Source organism: Actinomyces sp. SKVG-SVH-4(1) (genome assembly GCF_048514265.1).
GTDB lineage: Bacteria > Actinomycetota > Actinomycetes > Actinomycetales > Actinomycetaceae > Actinomyces > Actinomyces oris.
In genome coordinates this window covers 81,379-93,749 of the sequence record NZ_JBGEVE010000006.1, presented here as the reverse complement: position 1 = coordinate 93,749, position 12,371 = coordinate 81,379, and the positions used below count along the sequence as shown (strand labels likewise).

Genomic DNA, 12,371 nt, shown 5'->3' with positions numbered 1-12,371 from the left:
AACGAGTGTCATGACTTCTGAGACACTCGCTCGGACAAGATTCCCGGATGGTGCTGGTCGTCCTGGAGGCGACGATAAGCCGAGGGAAGAGGCCTGACGGCTTGCCGGTGTCCATGGTGCTGACATTAACCCCGCACCGGCGCTGCATGCCGGAGAGAAACCGCAGGATTCCAACGATCCCCGCTGGGCGCACTGACGCCGGGCCCGCTAATGTCAGCACTGTGGACACCGGGCCGCGCAGGAGTAAGTCCGGGGTTCTTACAGCAGAGCCCGGCGCCTCCCTCACAGGTCCGGCCACACCGACCCCGCGTCGCCTGCCGTATCCAGCACCCGCCACCCGGGTCCCATCACACGTCACCAAACCAACGTCATGACCTCAAACATCAAACTCTAGCTGGCACCCACGCGAAGGCCCACAGGCCATGGTTCGACGTCGGCCCCGCCCGCACCGAGCCGGATCCGCCCCGCTCCTGCCCCAAGTCGGCCTACTCCACGAGGGTCGGGATCCACTGGCCGAGGGTTGTGCGTACTGCACGAGGTCCCCACCTACGTGGAGTACGCACAACCCTCCTCCAGTAGAACCCCTCGCTCGTGCAGTGCGCCCAGACGACACCGGCAGCCACCACAGTGACCGGGTCAGCCCCCGCCGACAAGGCGAGCAACAACTCTCACGCCTCGGAAACCCGCCGCACCGGCGTCTTGAGATGCCAAGACATCCGAGACTCCCAGAAGTCATGAGACAACACAGGGGTTAAGGGTACGAACCGGAGACCTACCGTGCGAACGCGCGGTCAGTGGCTCAGTGGGCCTGACTCACATGACGCCGAGGATCTCCGTGACGAAGACGAGGGTGTCGCCGCCGCGGATGCCGGCCTGCGGGACGCCGCGGTCGCCGTAGCCGAGCTCGGAGGGGATGGACAGCAGCAGGCGCGAGCCGACGCGCTGGCCCACGAGGCCGTCGTCCCAGCCGCGGATGACCATGCCGACGCCGACCTGGAAGTTCAGCGGCTGGCCGCGGTCGTAGGAGTTGTCGAAGACGTCACCGCCCCAGATCTGGCCCAGGTAGTTGGCCACGATCGTGTCGCCGGCCTCCACCACCTGGCCGTCACCGGCGTCGAGCACCTGGACCTGGAGCCCCTCGGGGGCCTCGGTCCCGGGGAAGGTGAGCGTGGGCTTCGTGCCCTTGGCGCCCTCGACGGAGGGCATGTTGGTGTTAATCATGCGGTGAGCCTACGTGAGGCCCTCGGTTCGATACCGCAGCGGGCCTCGGCCCAGCGCGAACCCGGCAAGCGGGGCGGCACCGCTGGGCCGGCAAGCACGCAGCTGGGGCCGGGACGCATCAGCTGCGTCCCGGCCCCAGCCGAGGTGGCGGTGTCAGGTCGGACCGGACGAACCGGGCCCGACCCCTCGCCGCGCGCTCAGTCGCGGAAGTAGCTCAGCAGGCGGAGGAACTCCACGTAGAGCCACACGAGGGTGACGACCAGACCGAAGGCCCCCGCCCAGGCGTAGCGCTGGGGCAGCCCGTTGCGGACCCCGTTCTCGATGGACTCGAAGTCGATCGCCAGGAAGAAGGAGGCCAGGATGACCGCCAGGATTCCCAGCGGGACTCCCAGCGGGATCCCCATGATGGTCAGGGAGCGCAGCCCCCAGGCGCCGGTGGTCGCACCGGTCATCATGAGGGCGAAGTTGATGAGGCAGAAGATCATGTAGCCGAAGGTGGCCACGACCACCACCCGACGGAACCTGCCCTGAACCCGGAAGCCGCCGAAGGAGTAGGCCGCGAGCATGGCACCGAAGGTGGCCAGCGTCGCGAGCACGGCCTGGACGACGATGCCCTCGTAGCGGGCCTCCATGACGCCGGAGAAGCCACCCAGCAGCAGTCCCTCGAAGGCCGCGTAGGCCAGGATGAGGGCCGGGGAGGGCTCCCGCTTGAAGCTGTTGACCAGGCCCAGGACGAAGGCACCGATGGCACCGGCGAACACCGCCATGGCGCCCAGGCTGAAAGTCGCCTCATCGGAGCTGGTCACCAGGCTCCAGGACAGGGCGCCCGTGGCCAGGATGACGGCGAACATGCCGGCGGTGCGGATGATGACGTCGTCGTAGGTCATGCGGCGCATGTCCGCGTTGGTGGCCGACGGCGCCTGGTACTGGGCCTCCAGACCGGCCATCTGCTCGGGACTCACCTGGCCGTAGCCGGCAGCCTGCTGACCGTACTGGTTGGCGGTCTGACCGTACTGTCCGTACTGCTGGCCGTAGCCGGCGGCCTGCTGACCGTACTGGCCGGCCTGGTAGCCGGGCATCGTGGGGTAGCCGTTGGGCGTCTGAGCCGGGGCGGCCCCGGGCGCATGGCCGCCTTCCTTGAAGGCGGTGCTTCGGCTGAAGAAGGGGTTGGACATGTTCCTCTCATCCTCTCTGAGGGGGCTGGGACCGTCGGCCCGGGGAGGCCGCCGCTCGCAGTCCGGTCCGGCCGTCGGCGACCGGCACCCGAAACTGCGCATATTATGCGCAGCCCCCGCACGGTCAGGGGAACCCTTTTCTCTCACAACGTAGCCATCTGGGGAGATATCCCCACTGCGCGTCGGACGCCGTCGACTCCTCAGTGGCCTCCGGCGGCTCGCATCGACCGATCGGTTCTCATCCTCCAGGAGGACCCCCTCCCCCTGACGGACCCGCCCCGGCCGGCCGCGGGTTCCTCACCTCGGCCGATTCGCCGACGACGGCGCACTCCTAGGCTGGAGCCATCCGGTTGCTCCGTGGGAGCAGCCCCTTGGAAGAACCACGGCGAACCGCCCACCCACCCCTGGCCAGAGGCCCACGTCGAAGAGAGAACATCATGATCGAGGCAGTCAATCTCACCAAGCGTTATGGCAAGAAGACGGCGGTGGACAACATCTCCTTCACCGTCGAGCCCGGCACCGTCACCGGCTTCCTGGGCCCCAACGGGGCGGGCAAGTCCACCACGATGCGCATGATCATGGGCCTGGACAAGCCCACCAGCGGCAAGGTCACGATCAACGGGCGCCCCTACCGGCAGCTGTCGGCCCCCCTGTGCGAGGTCGGTGCCCTGCTGGACGCCAAGGGCCTGCACGGCTCGCGCAGCGCCCGCAGCCACCTGCGCCAGCTGGCCGCCTCCAACGGCATCCCCGCCAAGCGGGTCGACGAGGTCCTGGAGATCACCGGCCTGACCTCGGTGGCCAAGAAGCGCGTCAAGGGCTTCTCCCTGGGCATGGGCCAGCGCCTGGGCATCGCAGCGGCCCTGCTGGGCGACCCCGGTGTGCTCCTGTTCGACGAGCCCGTCAACGGCCTGGACCCCGAGGGCGTCAAGTGGGTGCGTGAGACCTGCCGCCGTCTGGCCGGCGAGGGCCGCACCGTATTCATCTCCTCCCACCTCATGAGCGAGATGGCCCAGACCGCCGACCACCTCCTGGTCATCGGCCGCGGCCGGATCCTGACAGCCGGCCCGGTCAACGACGTCATCGCCTCGGCCACCACCGATCGGGTGCGCGTGGCCTCCCCCCAGGCCACCCAGCTCGCCGAGCTCATGGCCTCCCGCAACCTGGCCACCCGGCCCGTGGCCCCCAACGTCCTGGAGACCACCGCGACCACCGCCGCCACCATCGGCGAGCTGGCCGCCCAGGGCGGCATCGTCCTGCACGAGCTCACCACCATCCGCGCCAGCCTCGAAGAGGCCTACATGACTCTGACCAGCGACTCCGTGGAGTACCGCACCGACCCCGCCTCCCAGGCCCAGATGCAGCAGGCCCCGGTGCGCCAGGTCGTGCCGCAGGGCTCCACCCGGGGCTGAGGCCCGCACCCCAGCGCGCCACGCCCGCTACCAGAAGCTCCATCCGTCTCACTCAAGAAGGTCCAGCCATGAGTACCCACATTCCAGCACACGCCTCCGCCGCTCCCGCAGGCCCCGCCCCGGCGCGCACCGCCGTCGGGACCGCCCCTGCAGGTCCAGCCCCGCGCCCAGCCCACCCACACATTCAGGGCCGCCAGACTCTCCTGCGTTCCGTGCGCGCGGAGTGGATCAAGTTCTGGTCCCTGCGCTCGTCCTGGATCACCTCCTTCATCACCATCACCCTGACCGTTCTGTTCGGCGCTGGCCTCACCGCCGCCTTCGGACGCTCCGAGCAGTACCAGGACGTGGCCAAGGACTTCATTACCTCCGGTCTGACGTTCGGGCAGGTCGTGGTCGCGGTCCTGGGAGCCCTCATCATCACCGGGGAGTACTCCTCCGGTCAGATCCGCTCCTCCCTGGCCGCCGTCCCCAGGCGCGGGCAGCTCCTGCTGGCCAAGGCAGTGGTGTTGGCCGTCGTCTCCTTCCTCCTGGGAAGCCTGTCCGTGTTCCTGTCCTGGGCGATCTCCAAGCCCTTCATCGGCGAGCACGCCGGCTCCCTCACCGACTCGCACTACGCCGGTCACATCTGGGGCTCGGGCCTGGTCTTCGCCGTCATCGCCCTCATGGCTCTGGGGCTCGGCCTCCTGCTGCGCTCCACCGCCGGCACTGTCACCGTGATCGTCTCCCTCCTGTTCATCATCACCGCTCCCCTCCAGCTCGCGGCCAGCAAGTGGGATTGGGTCTTCAAGATCATCGGCTGCCTGCCCAGCACCGTCGCCGAGGCCGTCTCCGACCCGTTCCAGCGCACCACCGAGTGGGGCGGGCAGGGTGCTCAGTTCCTCACCCACGGCCAGGCCATCGCGGTCTTCGCCGCCTGGGCGCTCATCCCGCTCATCGCGGCCTGGTTAGTCTTCTCCCGGCGCGACGCCTGAGCCTGCCGGCCCCCGCCTCCGACAGGCACGGGAAGAATCCCATCGTCGGAGGCGGGTGCCTCAGCCGCACAGGTCGACGTCGATCACGACCCCCTGGAATGACACACTGAGCCCTATGTCCAGCCAGCTGCCAGCCCCTCAGCCCGGCCGTCCAGCCACCGACACGCCCACCGAGGACGACGTCGAGCTCCCGCCCGAGCCGCGGGGCCTGCTGCGCACACTCAGCCGGTGGTACCACCGCCATCCGACGATCATCGACATCTCGATCGCTGCCGGCGTCGGCACCTACAGCCTCGTCGTGGCTATCCCGATTCTCCTGCGCCCAAGCAGCCCGGCGAGAACCTATCCCATCCTGCCTCTGGCGTTGATCGTGATCGCACTGATGGGGGTCGCGCTATCACTTCGCAGGCGCTTCCCCCTGTGGTGCTGGGCCGCCATCCTCCTGATCCCGGAGACGTATCAGTTCGCGGTGCTGCACGCCTTCCACCTCACCACGGAGCAGTTGCTGTACGCGGCCATCGGCGTCAGCGGCATGGAGCTGATATCAGTTCCCTTCGCCCTGGGCGCCATCGCCTCGCACCGCAGGCCGGCCGCCGCATGGACCGCGGGGGGCATCTCCCTGGTGGTTCTCATGGTGGACCTCAGCCTAACAACTCCTGGTTTGTCGATTGGGGAGCTCCTGCGCACCACCGTCATCCTCGTTCTCCTCATCCTGGTCGGCATCCTGCTCGGTTTCAACGCCCGCTCCGCCCGGCTGCGGCTCAAGGCCATGGAGCTGCGCTCGGCCCGGATGGCTCTGGCCAGCGAGCAGGCGGTGCTGCTGGCGGCCGCCGAGGAGCGCAGCCGCATCGCCCGGGAGATGCACGACGTCGTCGCCCACTCCCTGGCCGTCATGATTACGATGGCCGACGGCGCCGCCGCCATCGTGGAGCGCGATCCAGCCACGGCCAAGCAGGCCATCGAGACCCTGGCCGAGGCCGGACGCAGCGCCCTGGCCGACACTCGCCGCCTGGTGGGGGTCCTGCGGGAGGACCCCTCGGTGGCAGCAGAACAGGCCCCGCAGTCCCCGGAGCCGCCTGCACCCTCGGGAGAATCGCCGTCGTCGGCCCGCCAGCACGAGGTCCGCGACCTGCCGGTGCCTGAGTTCGCCCCCCTGGGGACGGTGACGCCGGTCGAGCCCAGCGTCCCCATCGCCAACCTGCGCCAGCAGGCCACCGACGGCGCGGGCGACCGCTCCCGCGGAGACCTGCCCCTGGCCCCCTCCCCCGAGCAGGCTGACATCACCGAGCTCGTCAAACGCTTCGTGGCTGCGGGGGTGCCGGTCACCTACCGGTGGGTGGGGGCGGCGCTCCCGGAGGACAAGGCCCTCCAGCTCACCGTGTTCCGCATCGCCCAGGAGGCCCTGACCAACGTGCTGCGTTATGCCCCGACGACGCCGGCCGTCAGCGTCGACGTCGAGCGGCACATCGGCACCGTGGTCCTCACCGTTGACAACGAGGCCGCCCCGGGCACGCGCCCGATGCACGGATCCGGTAAGGGGCTGATCGGCATGCGGGAACGAGCTTCGGTCTATGGTGGGACCGTACAGGCCGGCCCGACGCCCACGGGTTGGCGAGTCCGCGCGGTCCTGCGCTGGGACGAGCATGACGAAGGGACTTTCTCATGGCAGACGCCCCTGTGAGCGGCGGCGACCCCCTCCAGCCCGACGAGTCTGAGCGCCCCGGCGAGGTCCGCGGCCCGGTCAGCGTCGTGCTCGCCGACGACCAGGCGCTCATGCGCATGGGCTTCCGCATGGTGCTGGAGGCCGAGGAGGACATCACCGTTGTCGGCGAGGCCTCCGACGGCACCTCCGCCCTGGCCCAGGCCAAAGCCCTGCACCCCGACGTCATCCTCATGGACGTGCGCATGCCGGGTATGAACGGCATCGAGGCCACCGAGCGCATCGCCCAGGAGTGCCCGAGCACGCGCGTGCTCATCCTGACCACCTTCGACCTGGACGAGTACGCCTTCGCCGGGCTGCGCGCCGGGGCCTCCGGCTTCCTGCTCAAGGACACCCGGCCCACCGAGCTCGCCGAGGCGATCCGTACCGTGGCCTCCGGGGAGGCGGTCGTCTCGCCGCGCATCACCCAGCGGATGCTGGAGATGTTCGCCGGCTCGCTGCCGAGCTCGCAGGCGCCGGCCCAGTCCTCCTCGGATCCGCGGATCGACTCACTGACCCCGCGCGAGAAGGAGATCCTCGTGCTCATGAGTCAGGGCATGTCGAACGCGGAGATCGCCGCGCACCTGGTCGTCTCGGCCACCACCGTCAAGACCCACGTGGGCAACGTGCTCGCCAAGCTCGACGTGCGAGACCGGGTCCAGGCCGTCGTCGTCGCCTACGAGACCGGCCTCATGGCCTGAGCCCAGCAGCATCGCTGAGCCGGTTCGCGGTGAGGCGGACGGGACAGGCGCTCTTGGCAACCATCCGCACCGCTCGTTCCTCACGGTGCTCCCGCCAGGCCCGTCCACGCCTTCGAGCACCTGCCCCACCCGCCCAGATCGGGCGACCGCACGTCAGCGGGGGGCGTGGAGGCGCTGCTGGGCGTCGTCGAAGCCGACCGTGACGACTTGTTCGACGGCGTCGGCGGCCTGCTCCAGGGTGACGCCGAGGTCGGCGCGCTCACGGCCGGGGAAGTCGGACAGGACGAAGTCGGAGGGGTCCTGGCGGCCCGGCGGGCGGCCGATGCCTACGCGCAGGCGCGCGTAGTCCTTGGTGGAGACGGACTTGCTGATGGAGCGCAGGCCGTTGTGACCGCCTTCGCCGCCGCCGCGCTTGAGGCGCAGCTCGTGGGCGGGCAGGTCGAGCTCGTCGTGGATGACGAGCAGGCGGCTGGCGGGGTCGATCCCGTAGTAGGAGACAAGCCCGGCCACAGGGCCGCCGGAGAGGTTCATGAGCACTGAGGGCTCGGCCAGGATGACGCGGGGGCCGGGGGCTCCGCCGGGCATCATGCCCAGCCTGCCCTCGGCCACACGGGCGCGGGCCTTCTTGTGCTGGGTGAACCGAGACCCGGTGCGCTCGGCCAGGACGTCGAGCACCATGTAGCCGACGTTGTGGCGGTTGCGGGCGTACCGGGTCCCGGGGTTCCCCAGCCCGACGACGAGCCAGGCCTCACTCATGCGCCCCGCCCCGGGGTGAGCCCGGCGCGGGCGGCACGGGTGGTGCGGGAGGCGCCTGCCGGCGCGTCGTCATGGCTGGACACGTCAGTCACGCGCGATTCACTCGGCCTCGGCCTCGGCGTCGCCCTCAGCGGGGACGACCTCGGGGACCTCGGAGGCGACGGCGTGCTCGTTGGCCACGTTGACCACAGCGGTCTCGGCGTCGGCGACGGCCTCGACACCCTTGGGCAGGGCGATGTCGGCAAGGGTCAGGACGGTGCCGGCGGCGACGCCGGTGACATCGACCTCGATGGCCTCGGGCACGGAGACGGCCGGGGCGGAGACCATGACGGTGGCGGCCTCGATCATGTGGATGGTGCCGGGGGCGGCCTCACCGATGACGGTGACCGGGACCTCGACGTCGACGCGCTCGTTGCGGTCCACCAGGAGGAAGTCGACGTGCTGCACGCCGGGGCGGATGGGGTGGCGCTGCACGTCCTTGGCCAGGGCCAGGAGGGTCTCGCCGCCGGCGATGTCCAGCTCGACCAGGGCGTTGTCGTTGCTGCGCAGGGCCAGGCGGGTGGCGTGCTCCTCGAGCAGGAGGTGGCGGGGCTCGGTGCCGTGGCCGTAGACGACGGCGGGGACCTGGCCGGCGCGGCGGGCCTGGCGGGCCGAGCCCTTGCCGAACTCGGTGCGGTCCTGGGCCTTGAGGGTGATGGCGTTGTTGGCCATGTGGCTCTCCTTGCGGATGAGGCGGGGCCCGGTGCCCCGCGGCTGATGGTGGTCCGGCTGGGCGCGACGACGCGCAGTACCGCCAGGTACCACCACGTCGATCACGGATGCGCGCCGTGCTGGCGCGTCCCTCGCCGGGGCGACGTGGGCAAGACTACGGCATGGGCGAGGCGCGCGAACAGCCGCGCAGCCGGTGAGGCGCCCCACCTGGCGGGGCCGGTGGGTTGGCAGGCCGGCAGGGCCAGGCACAGGCAATGAGCCCCGCAAGGCCGGCCGGCTCGCGCGGTCGATCCTTAGGTCGCGTGGTCGAGGGTTGAAGGCACGACCTCGCGACCTACCCTACGATGGCGCGGGCCGCAGGTTTGCAGCAGCTCAGCCGCGTCACGTATGCCATTCCCTCGCGATGAGGATCAGGAGGTTGGCGTCAGCGCAGATGGCAACCTGCTCGGTATCAAAGTAGGACGACTCAAAACGACTCGGGTCATCCTGCATCGCGTGCTCGATGTCGAGAATCCCATCAGCCTTCTCCTTCGGGACCGTGGTGAAGACCTTGTCCTCGGGGACGTACTGGCGCAGGTCGGGGTAGATGCCGGGGAGCGGATTGGCCTTTCCGGTTGAGGCCTCGGCGAGGGCCCGGCTGCCGGCGGGATCGAGGGTCATCACCCCGTGTATCCATATCGGGCGGTCCTGCGGGGGCAGGATCTCGCGTTTCTCCTGCCAGTACTGCAAGACCCAGTGGGCCGAGGAGATGGTGACGCCCGGCATGCGTCTGTCGAGGCGCCCCAGGTCGGTCCGGATCTCCAGCGTCACGGGGACGTACTCGGCGAAGCTCGCGAAACGACCATCTGACGTCGGCGTCGCACTCGACCGCGACCGGCCGGCCTGCGCTGGGGCGCATCCACCCAGCGCCAGTGCCGCCCCGCCGGCGAGGCCCATGCCGACGACGTCGCGCCGCCCGTACTCGGACATGCCCGCCCTCCTTCGCTCCCGCCTGCGATCAGGCCCGTCGCAAGACACCGCGGGTGCAGCGAAGACTACTCGCGCCGTGCAGCCGGAGGCCCGTGCTCGCGGCGGCCGGCGGCGGGCACTTGTCCCCATATCCCGGCCACGGGGCACTCAACGTCGGCGGAGCTGAGATCATTCGGAGGACAACGGCCCCGAGCCCGCCAGCGCCTCACAACGCCGGCAGCACTCCCGCACCCGACTACCAGAGAGCAGACCATGAGGTACTTCGCCGAGTACATCGTCGGCAGGAACGGTCCCATCGACGTCTTCCTGCAGCCCCAGACCCCGCAGCTCATCGCCGATGAGGTCGCCCGCAAACTCACTTCACCCGCCTACCTGGACGGCGCAAGGCACTTCGCCGTCGTGGTGTGGGCACTGCCCGAGGGAACGTCGCACATCGACGAGGTTCCGGAGTCCTCCCCGGCGCGAGCCACCTTCATCCAGTGCGGCGGCTCGGCGGCCGCCATGAGCGTTGAGATCCGCGTGACCCACGAGGACGACTCCTACGAGCACTACGCCGTGGCCCGCGAGCCCGTCGCCGACCCCGGAGCGTGGACCACGATCACCTGGGACAACGGGGGTCCCGAGCCCTTCTCCCTGCGTCTGCACCCCGAGGAGGTCTTCACCGGCGAGCAGGCAGCCCCCGTCTTCCGCGCCTACATCGAGGACGGGGCCCTTCCACCCGCAGAGCTCCTGCGCAGGCTCGACGTCTAACTCGCGCCGGCTCCGCGCGTTCGTACCGTAGGTGCCGGGATCGTACCCTTACCCCTCGACAGCGCGACCTACCCTACGACCGCGCGGGCACGGACATCGATCAGACCCGCAGCAGCTCCAGGCAGCGGCGCACGTCCTGGATCAACATCTGGCCGGGTGCGGAGGCCTGGGCCTGCCCCCGCTCGTCGGGGACGACGGCGAAGGTCAGCGCCGACCCGAAGGCCGGCGCCACGCGGCTGACCGCCCCGAGCGCCCCCATGGACATGGCCGCCACGGGCACCCCCAGGCCGGCGCCCTCCCCCGCGTCCGCCGTGGCCCGCGCGCACACGCCCAGAAGTCGGGCGACATCGTCGGCACCGGTGGGCCACACGGCGATCTTGGCCAGGTCCGCGCCCTCGCGGGCCATGCGGGCCAGGACCTCCTCGAGGACCTCATCGGCCGGGGTGGCTTCGAAGTCGTGGAAGGAGGCGACGACGTCGATACCCAGTCCGCGGGCCTGTGTGCAGACCTGAGGCAGGCAGCCGCGCTGGACCTCGACGTCGATGGCGACCGGGCGGCGCTCGGGCGCCCAGTCGGCGAGCCCGTCGAGGACGGAGCACAGAAGGGCGACATAGGAGGCGTCGTCCAGACGGGCCCGGCCCCCCTCGGCGGCGGTGCGGCAGGTGAGCAGCACCGGGGCGGCGGCATCGGCGTCAACACCGTCGGCGGCAATGGCCTCCCCCAGCCCCCGCAGGCACTCCAGGATCCGGGCGGCAGCCGCGGCAGCATCCAGCGGGTCGGGGGCGGCCAGGGCGCCAGCCTCCTCCAGCAGGTCCACGCGCAGCTCGAGGACGTCGGCGCCGGCGTCGACGGCGCTGCGGGCCTGGGTCCGCGCCTGGGCGAGGCTCGGCCCGGTCAGGGAGACAGCCACCGCGGGCAGGACGCCGGGGCCGGGAATGCTGCGCCCGCCCCAGGTCAGCGACGTCGCGCTCACGCCGGCGCCCCTTCAGCCGGCCCCGACTCGGGCACGAGCGACAGGGCGATGCCGTCGAGGATGTCGTAGAGGCTGGTGGTGACCCGCGCCAGCGGGCGCCCGGCGGCGGCGGTCCGCTCCACGACGCGGGTGACGACCTCGCTCCACACGAGGGCGCCCGCGGCGATGACGTCGCGGCGGCCGGGGGCCAGGTAGCCCCAGGAGGCGCGCTGCTCGGGCGTGGAGTGGATGATCGCCTCGCAGGAGGCCAGGACCGCCTGCGGGCTCAGCTCAGCACCGTTCAGGGCCTGCGGGTCGAAGGCCTGAAGATCCAGGGCGTGGGCGGTGACGGTGGTGATGGTGCCTGCCAGGCCGACCAGCCGCCCCGGGGCGGACAGGTCGACGACCCGTTCGGCCTCATCGAGCAGGCCGCGCACCTCGGCCCGGGCGGCGGCCTCGGCCTCGGGGGTGACGCCGCCCGCGAGGAAGCGCTCGGTGATACGCACGCTGCCGGTGTCCAGGCTGATGGCGGTGCTGGGCTGATCCACGCCCAGGACCAGCTCGGTGGAGCCGCCCCCGAGGTCGACGACGAGCCGCGGCGCGGGCGCGTGCTCCCCCGGCCCTGACGCCCCCTCATCTTCACCGGCGCCCAGGAGCGAGCCGGTGAAGGACAGGCGGGCCTCCTCCTGGCCGCTGACGACCTCGGGCTCAATGCCCAGCAGGCGCCTGACCCCGGCCACGAAGTCCTCGCGGTTGCGGGCGTCGCGGGTGGCGGAGGTGGCCACGAAGCGCCGCACGTCGCCCCCGGGGGCGACACCCAGCTCGGCGCAGTCGGCGGCGTAGGAGGCCACGGCCGCCAGGGTGCGCTCCAGGGCCTCGGGGTCGAGCAGGCCGGTGCGGTCCACTCCCTGACCTAGGCGCACGATCTCGTTGCGGCGGCGCAGCACCTCCAGGCGGGGGCGCCCGGAGTCGTCACGGTGGGCCTCGGCGACGAGGAGGCGGATGGTGTTGGTGCCGCAGTCGATTGCGGCGACGCGGGTCATGGTGGCGGCCTCCT

At 70.8% G+C, this 12,371-nt stretch carries 12 protein-coding genes; 5 read left to right on the top strand and 7 right to left on the bottom strand.

Translation table 11 applies throughout. From position 1 onward, the window contains the following. Positions 1–813 precede the first annotated feature (813 nt). Complete coding sequence (locus tag AB7V09_RS06920; protein ID WP_003787493.1) at positions 814–1,221, bottom strand: FKBP-type peptidyl-prolyl cis-trans isomerase; 408 nt, start codon at positions 1,219–1,221, stop codon at positions 814–816. Positions 1,222–1,418: 197 nt separating this feature from the next. Then, positions 1,419–2,396, bottom strand: coding sequence for a Bax inhibitor-1/YccA family membrane protein (locus AB7V09_RS06915; protein WP_419143316.1), 978 nt, complete (start codon positions 2,394–2,396; stop codon positions 1,419–1,421). Between the two features lie 437 nt (positions 2,397–2,833). On the opposite strand from AB7V09_RS06915, the gene AB7V09_RS06910 reads away from it, so the two are divergent. The 4 genes from AB7V09_RS06910 to AB7V09_RS06895 all read left to right on the top strand — a co-directional run bounded on the left by AB7V09_RS06910 (position 2,834) and on the right by AB7V09_RS06895 (position 7,176). Further along, a complete protein-coding gene (locus tag AB7V09_RS06910; protein WP_419143315.1) occupies positions 2,834–3,805 on the top strand; it encodes an ABC transporter ATP-binding protein in 972 nt (323 codons plus the stop codon). 68 nt (positions 3,806–3,873) lie between these two features. After that, the gene (locus AB7V09_RS06905) at positions 3,874–4,776 is read left to right on the top strand and encodes an ABC transporter permease (RefSeq protein WP_419143314.1); all 903 of its coding nucleotides are present in this window, start codon (positions 3,874–3,876) and stop codon (positions 4,774–4,776) included. 115 nt (positions 4,777–4,891) lie between these two features. Beyond that, positions 4,892–6,457 (top strand): histidine kinase, encoded by a 1,566-nt coding sequence (locus tag AB7V09_RS06900; protein WP_419143313.1) that lies wholly within the window; start codon positions 4,892–4,894, stop codon positions 6,455–6,457. After that, positions 6,439–7,176 (top strand): response regulator, encoded by a 738-nt coding sequence (locus AB7V09_RS06895; protein ID WP_075414132.1) that lies wholly within the window; start codon positions 6,439–6,441, stop codon positions 7,174–7,176. Before AB7V09_RS06900 ends, AB7V09_RS06895 begins: the two co-directional genes overlap by 19 nt. Before the next feature lie 153 nt (positions 7,177–7,329). On the opposite strand, the gene pth is transcribed toward AB7V09_RS06895, so the two are convergent. From pth to AB7V09_RS06880, 3 genes are all read right to left on the bottom strand, one after another. Continuing rightward, complete coding sequence (gene pth, locus AB7V09_RS06890; RefSeq protein ID WP_075414133.1) at positions 7,330–7,932, bottom strand: aminoacyl-tRNA hydrolase; 603 nt, start codon at positions 7,930–7,932, stop codon at positions 7,330–7,332. A gap of 99 nt (positions 7,933–8,031) precedes the next feature. Continuing rightward, a complete protein-coding gene (locus AB7V09_RS06885) occupies positions 8,032–8,643 on the bottom strand; it encodes a 50S ribosomal protein L25/general stress protein Ctc (RefSeq protein WP_075414134.1) in 612 nt (203 codons plus the stop codon). A 381-nt stretch (positions 8,644–9,024) separates the two neighbouring features. After that, positions 9,025–9,612: a hypothetical protein gene (locus AB7V09_RS06880; RefSeq protein WP_419143312.1), complete on the bottom strand. Its 588-nt coding sequence runs from the start codon at positions 9,610–9,612 to the stop codon at positions 9,025–9,027. Positions 9,613–9,864: 252 nt separating this feature from the next. On the opposite strand from AB7V09_RS06880, the gene AB7V09_RS06875 reads away from it, so the two are divergent. Further along, positions 9,865–10,362, top strand: a complete 498-nt coding sequence (locus AB7V09_RS06875) for a hypothetical protein (protein ID WP_009407668.1) — start codon at positions 9,865–9,867, stop codon at positions 10,360–10,362. A gap of 100 nt (positions 10,363–10,462) precedes the next feature. Here AB7V09_RS06875 and AB7V09_RS06870 read toward each other — a convergent pair whose 3' ends face one another. Both AB7V09_RS06870 and AB7V09_RS06865 read right to left on the bottom strand, forming a co-directional pair. Then, on the bottom strand, positions 10,463–11,335 hold the full coding sequence (locus AB7V09_RS06870; RefSeq protein ID WP_419143311.1) for a type I 3-dehydroquinate dehydratase: 873 nt from the start codon (positions 11,333–11,335) through the stop codon (positions 10,463–10,465). Then, positions 11,332–12,357 carry an exopolyphosphatase gene (locus AB7V09_RS06865; RefSeq protein ID WP_419143310.1) on the bottom strand — a complete coding sequence of 342 codons (1,026 nt, stop codon included), beginning with the start codon at positions 12,355–12,357 and terminating at the stop codon, positions 11,332–11,334. Before AB7V09_RS06865 ends, AB7V09_RS06870 begins: the two co-directional genes overlap by 4 nt. Positions 12,358–12,371: the final 14 nt, after the last annotated feature.

Coding starts and splice junctions, on each gene's coding strand:
- AB7V09_RS06865 (WP_419143310.1), bottom strand. CDS start 12,357: ATGACCCGCGTCGCCGCAATCGACTGCGGCACCAACACCATCCGCCTC.
- AB7V09_RS06885 (WP_075414134.1), bottom strand. CDS start 8,643: ATGGCCAACAACGCCATCACCCTCAAGGCCCAGGACCGCACCGAGTTC.
- AB7V09_RS06900 (WP_419143313.1), top strand. CDS start 4,892: ATGTCCAGCCAGCTGCCAGCCCCTCAGCCCGGCCGTCCAGCCACCGAC.
- AB7V09_RS06875 (WP_009407668.1), top strand. CDS start 9,865: ATGAGGTACTTCGCCGAGTACATCGTCGGCAGGAACGGTCCCATCGAC.
- AB7V09_RS06920 (WP_003787493.1), bottom strand. CDS start 1,221: ATGATTAACACCAACATGCCCTCCGTCGAGGGCGCCAAGGGCACGAAG.
- AB7V09_RS06880 (WP_419143312.1), bottom strand. CDS start 9,612: ATGTCCGAGTACGGGCGGCGCGACGTCGTCGGCATGGGCCTCGCCGGC.
- AB7V09_RS06915 (WP_419143316.1), bottom strand. CDS start 2,396: ATGTCCAACCCCTTCTTCAGCCGAAGCACCGCCTTCAAGGAAGGCGGC.
- AB7V09_RS06905 (WP_419143314.1), top strand. CDS start 3,874: ATGAGTACCCACATTCCAGCACACGCCTCCGCCGCTCCCGCAGGCCCC.
- AB7V09_RS06895 (WP_075414132.1), top strand. CDS start 6,439: ATGGCAGACGCCCCTGTGAGCGGCGGCGACCCCCTCCAGCCCGACGAG.
- AB7V09_RS06910 (WP_419143315.1), top strand. CDS start 2,834: ATGATCGAGGCAGTCAATCTCACCAAGCGTTATGGCAAGAAGACGGCG.
- pth (WP_075414133.1), bottom strand. CDS start 7,932: ATGAGTGAGGCCTGGCTCGTCGTCGGGCTGGGGAACCCCGGGACCCGG.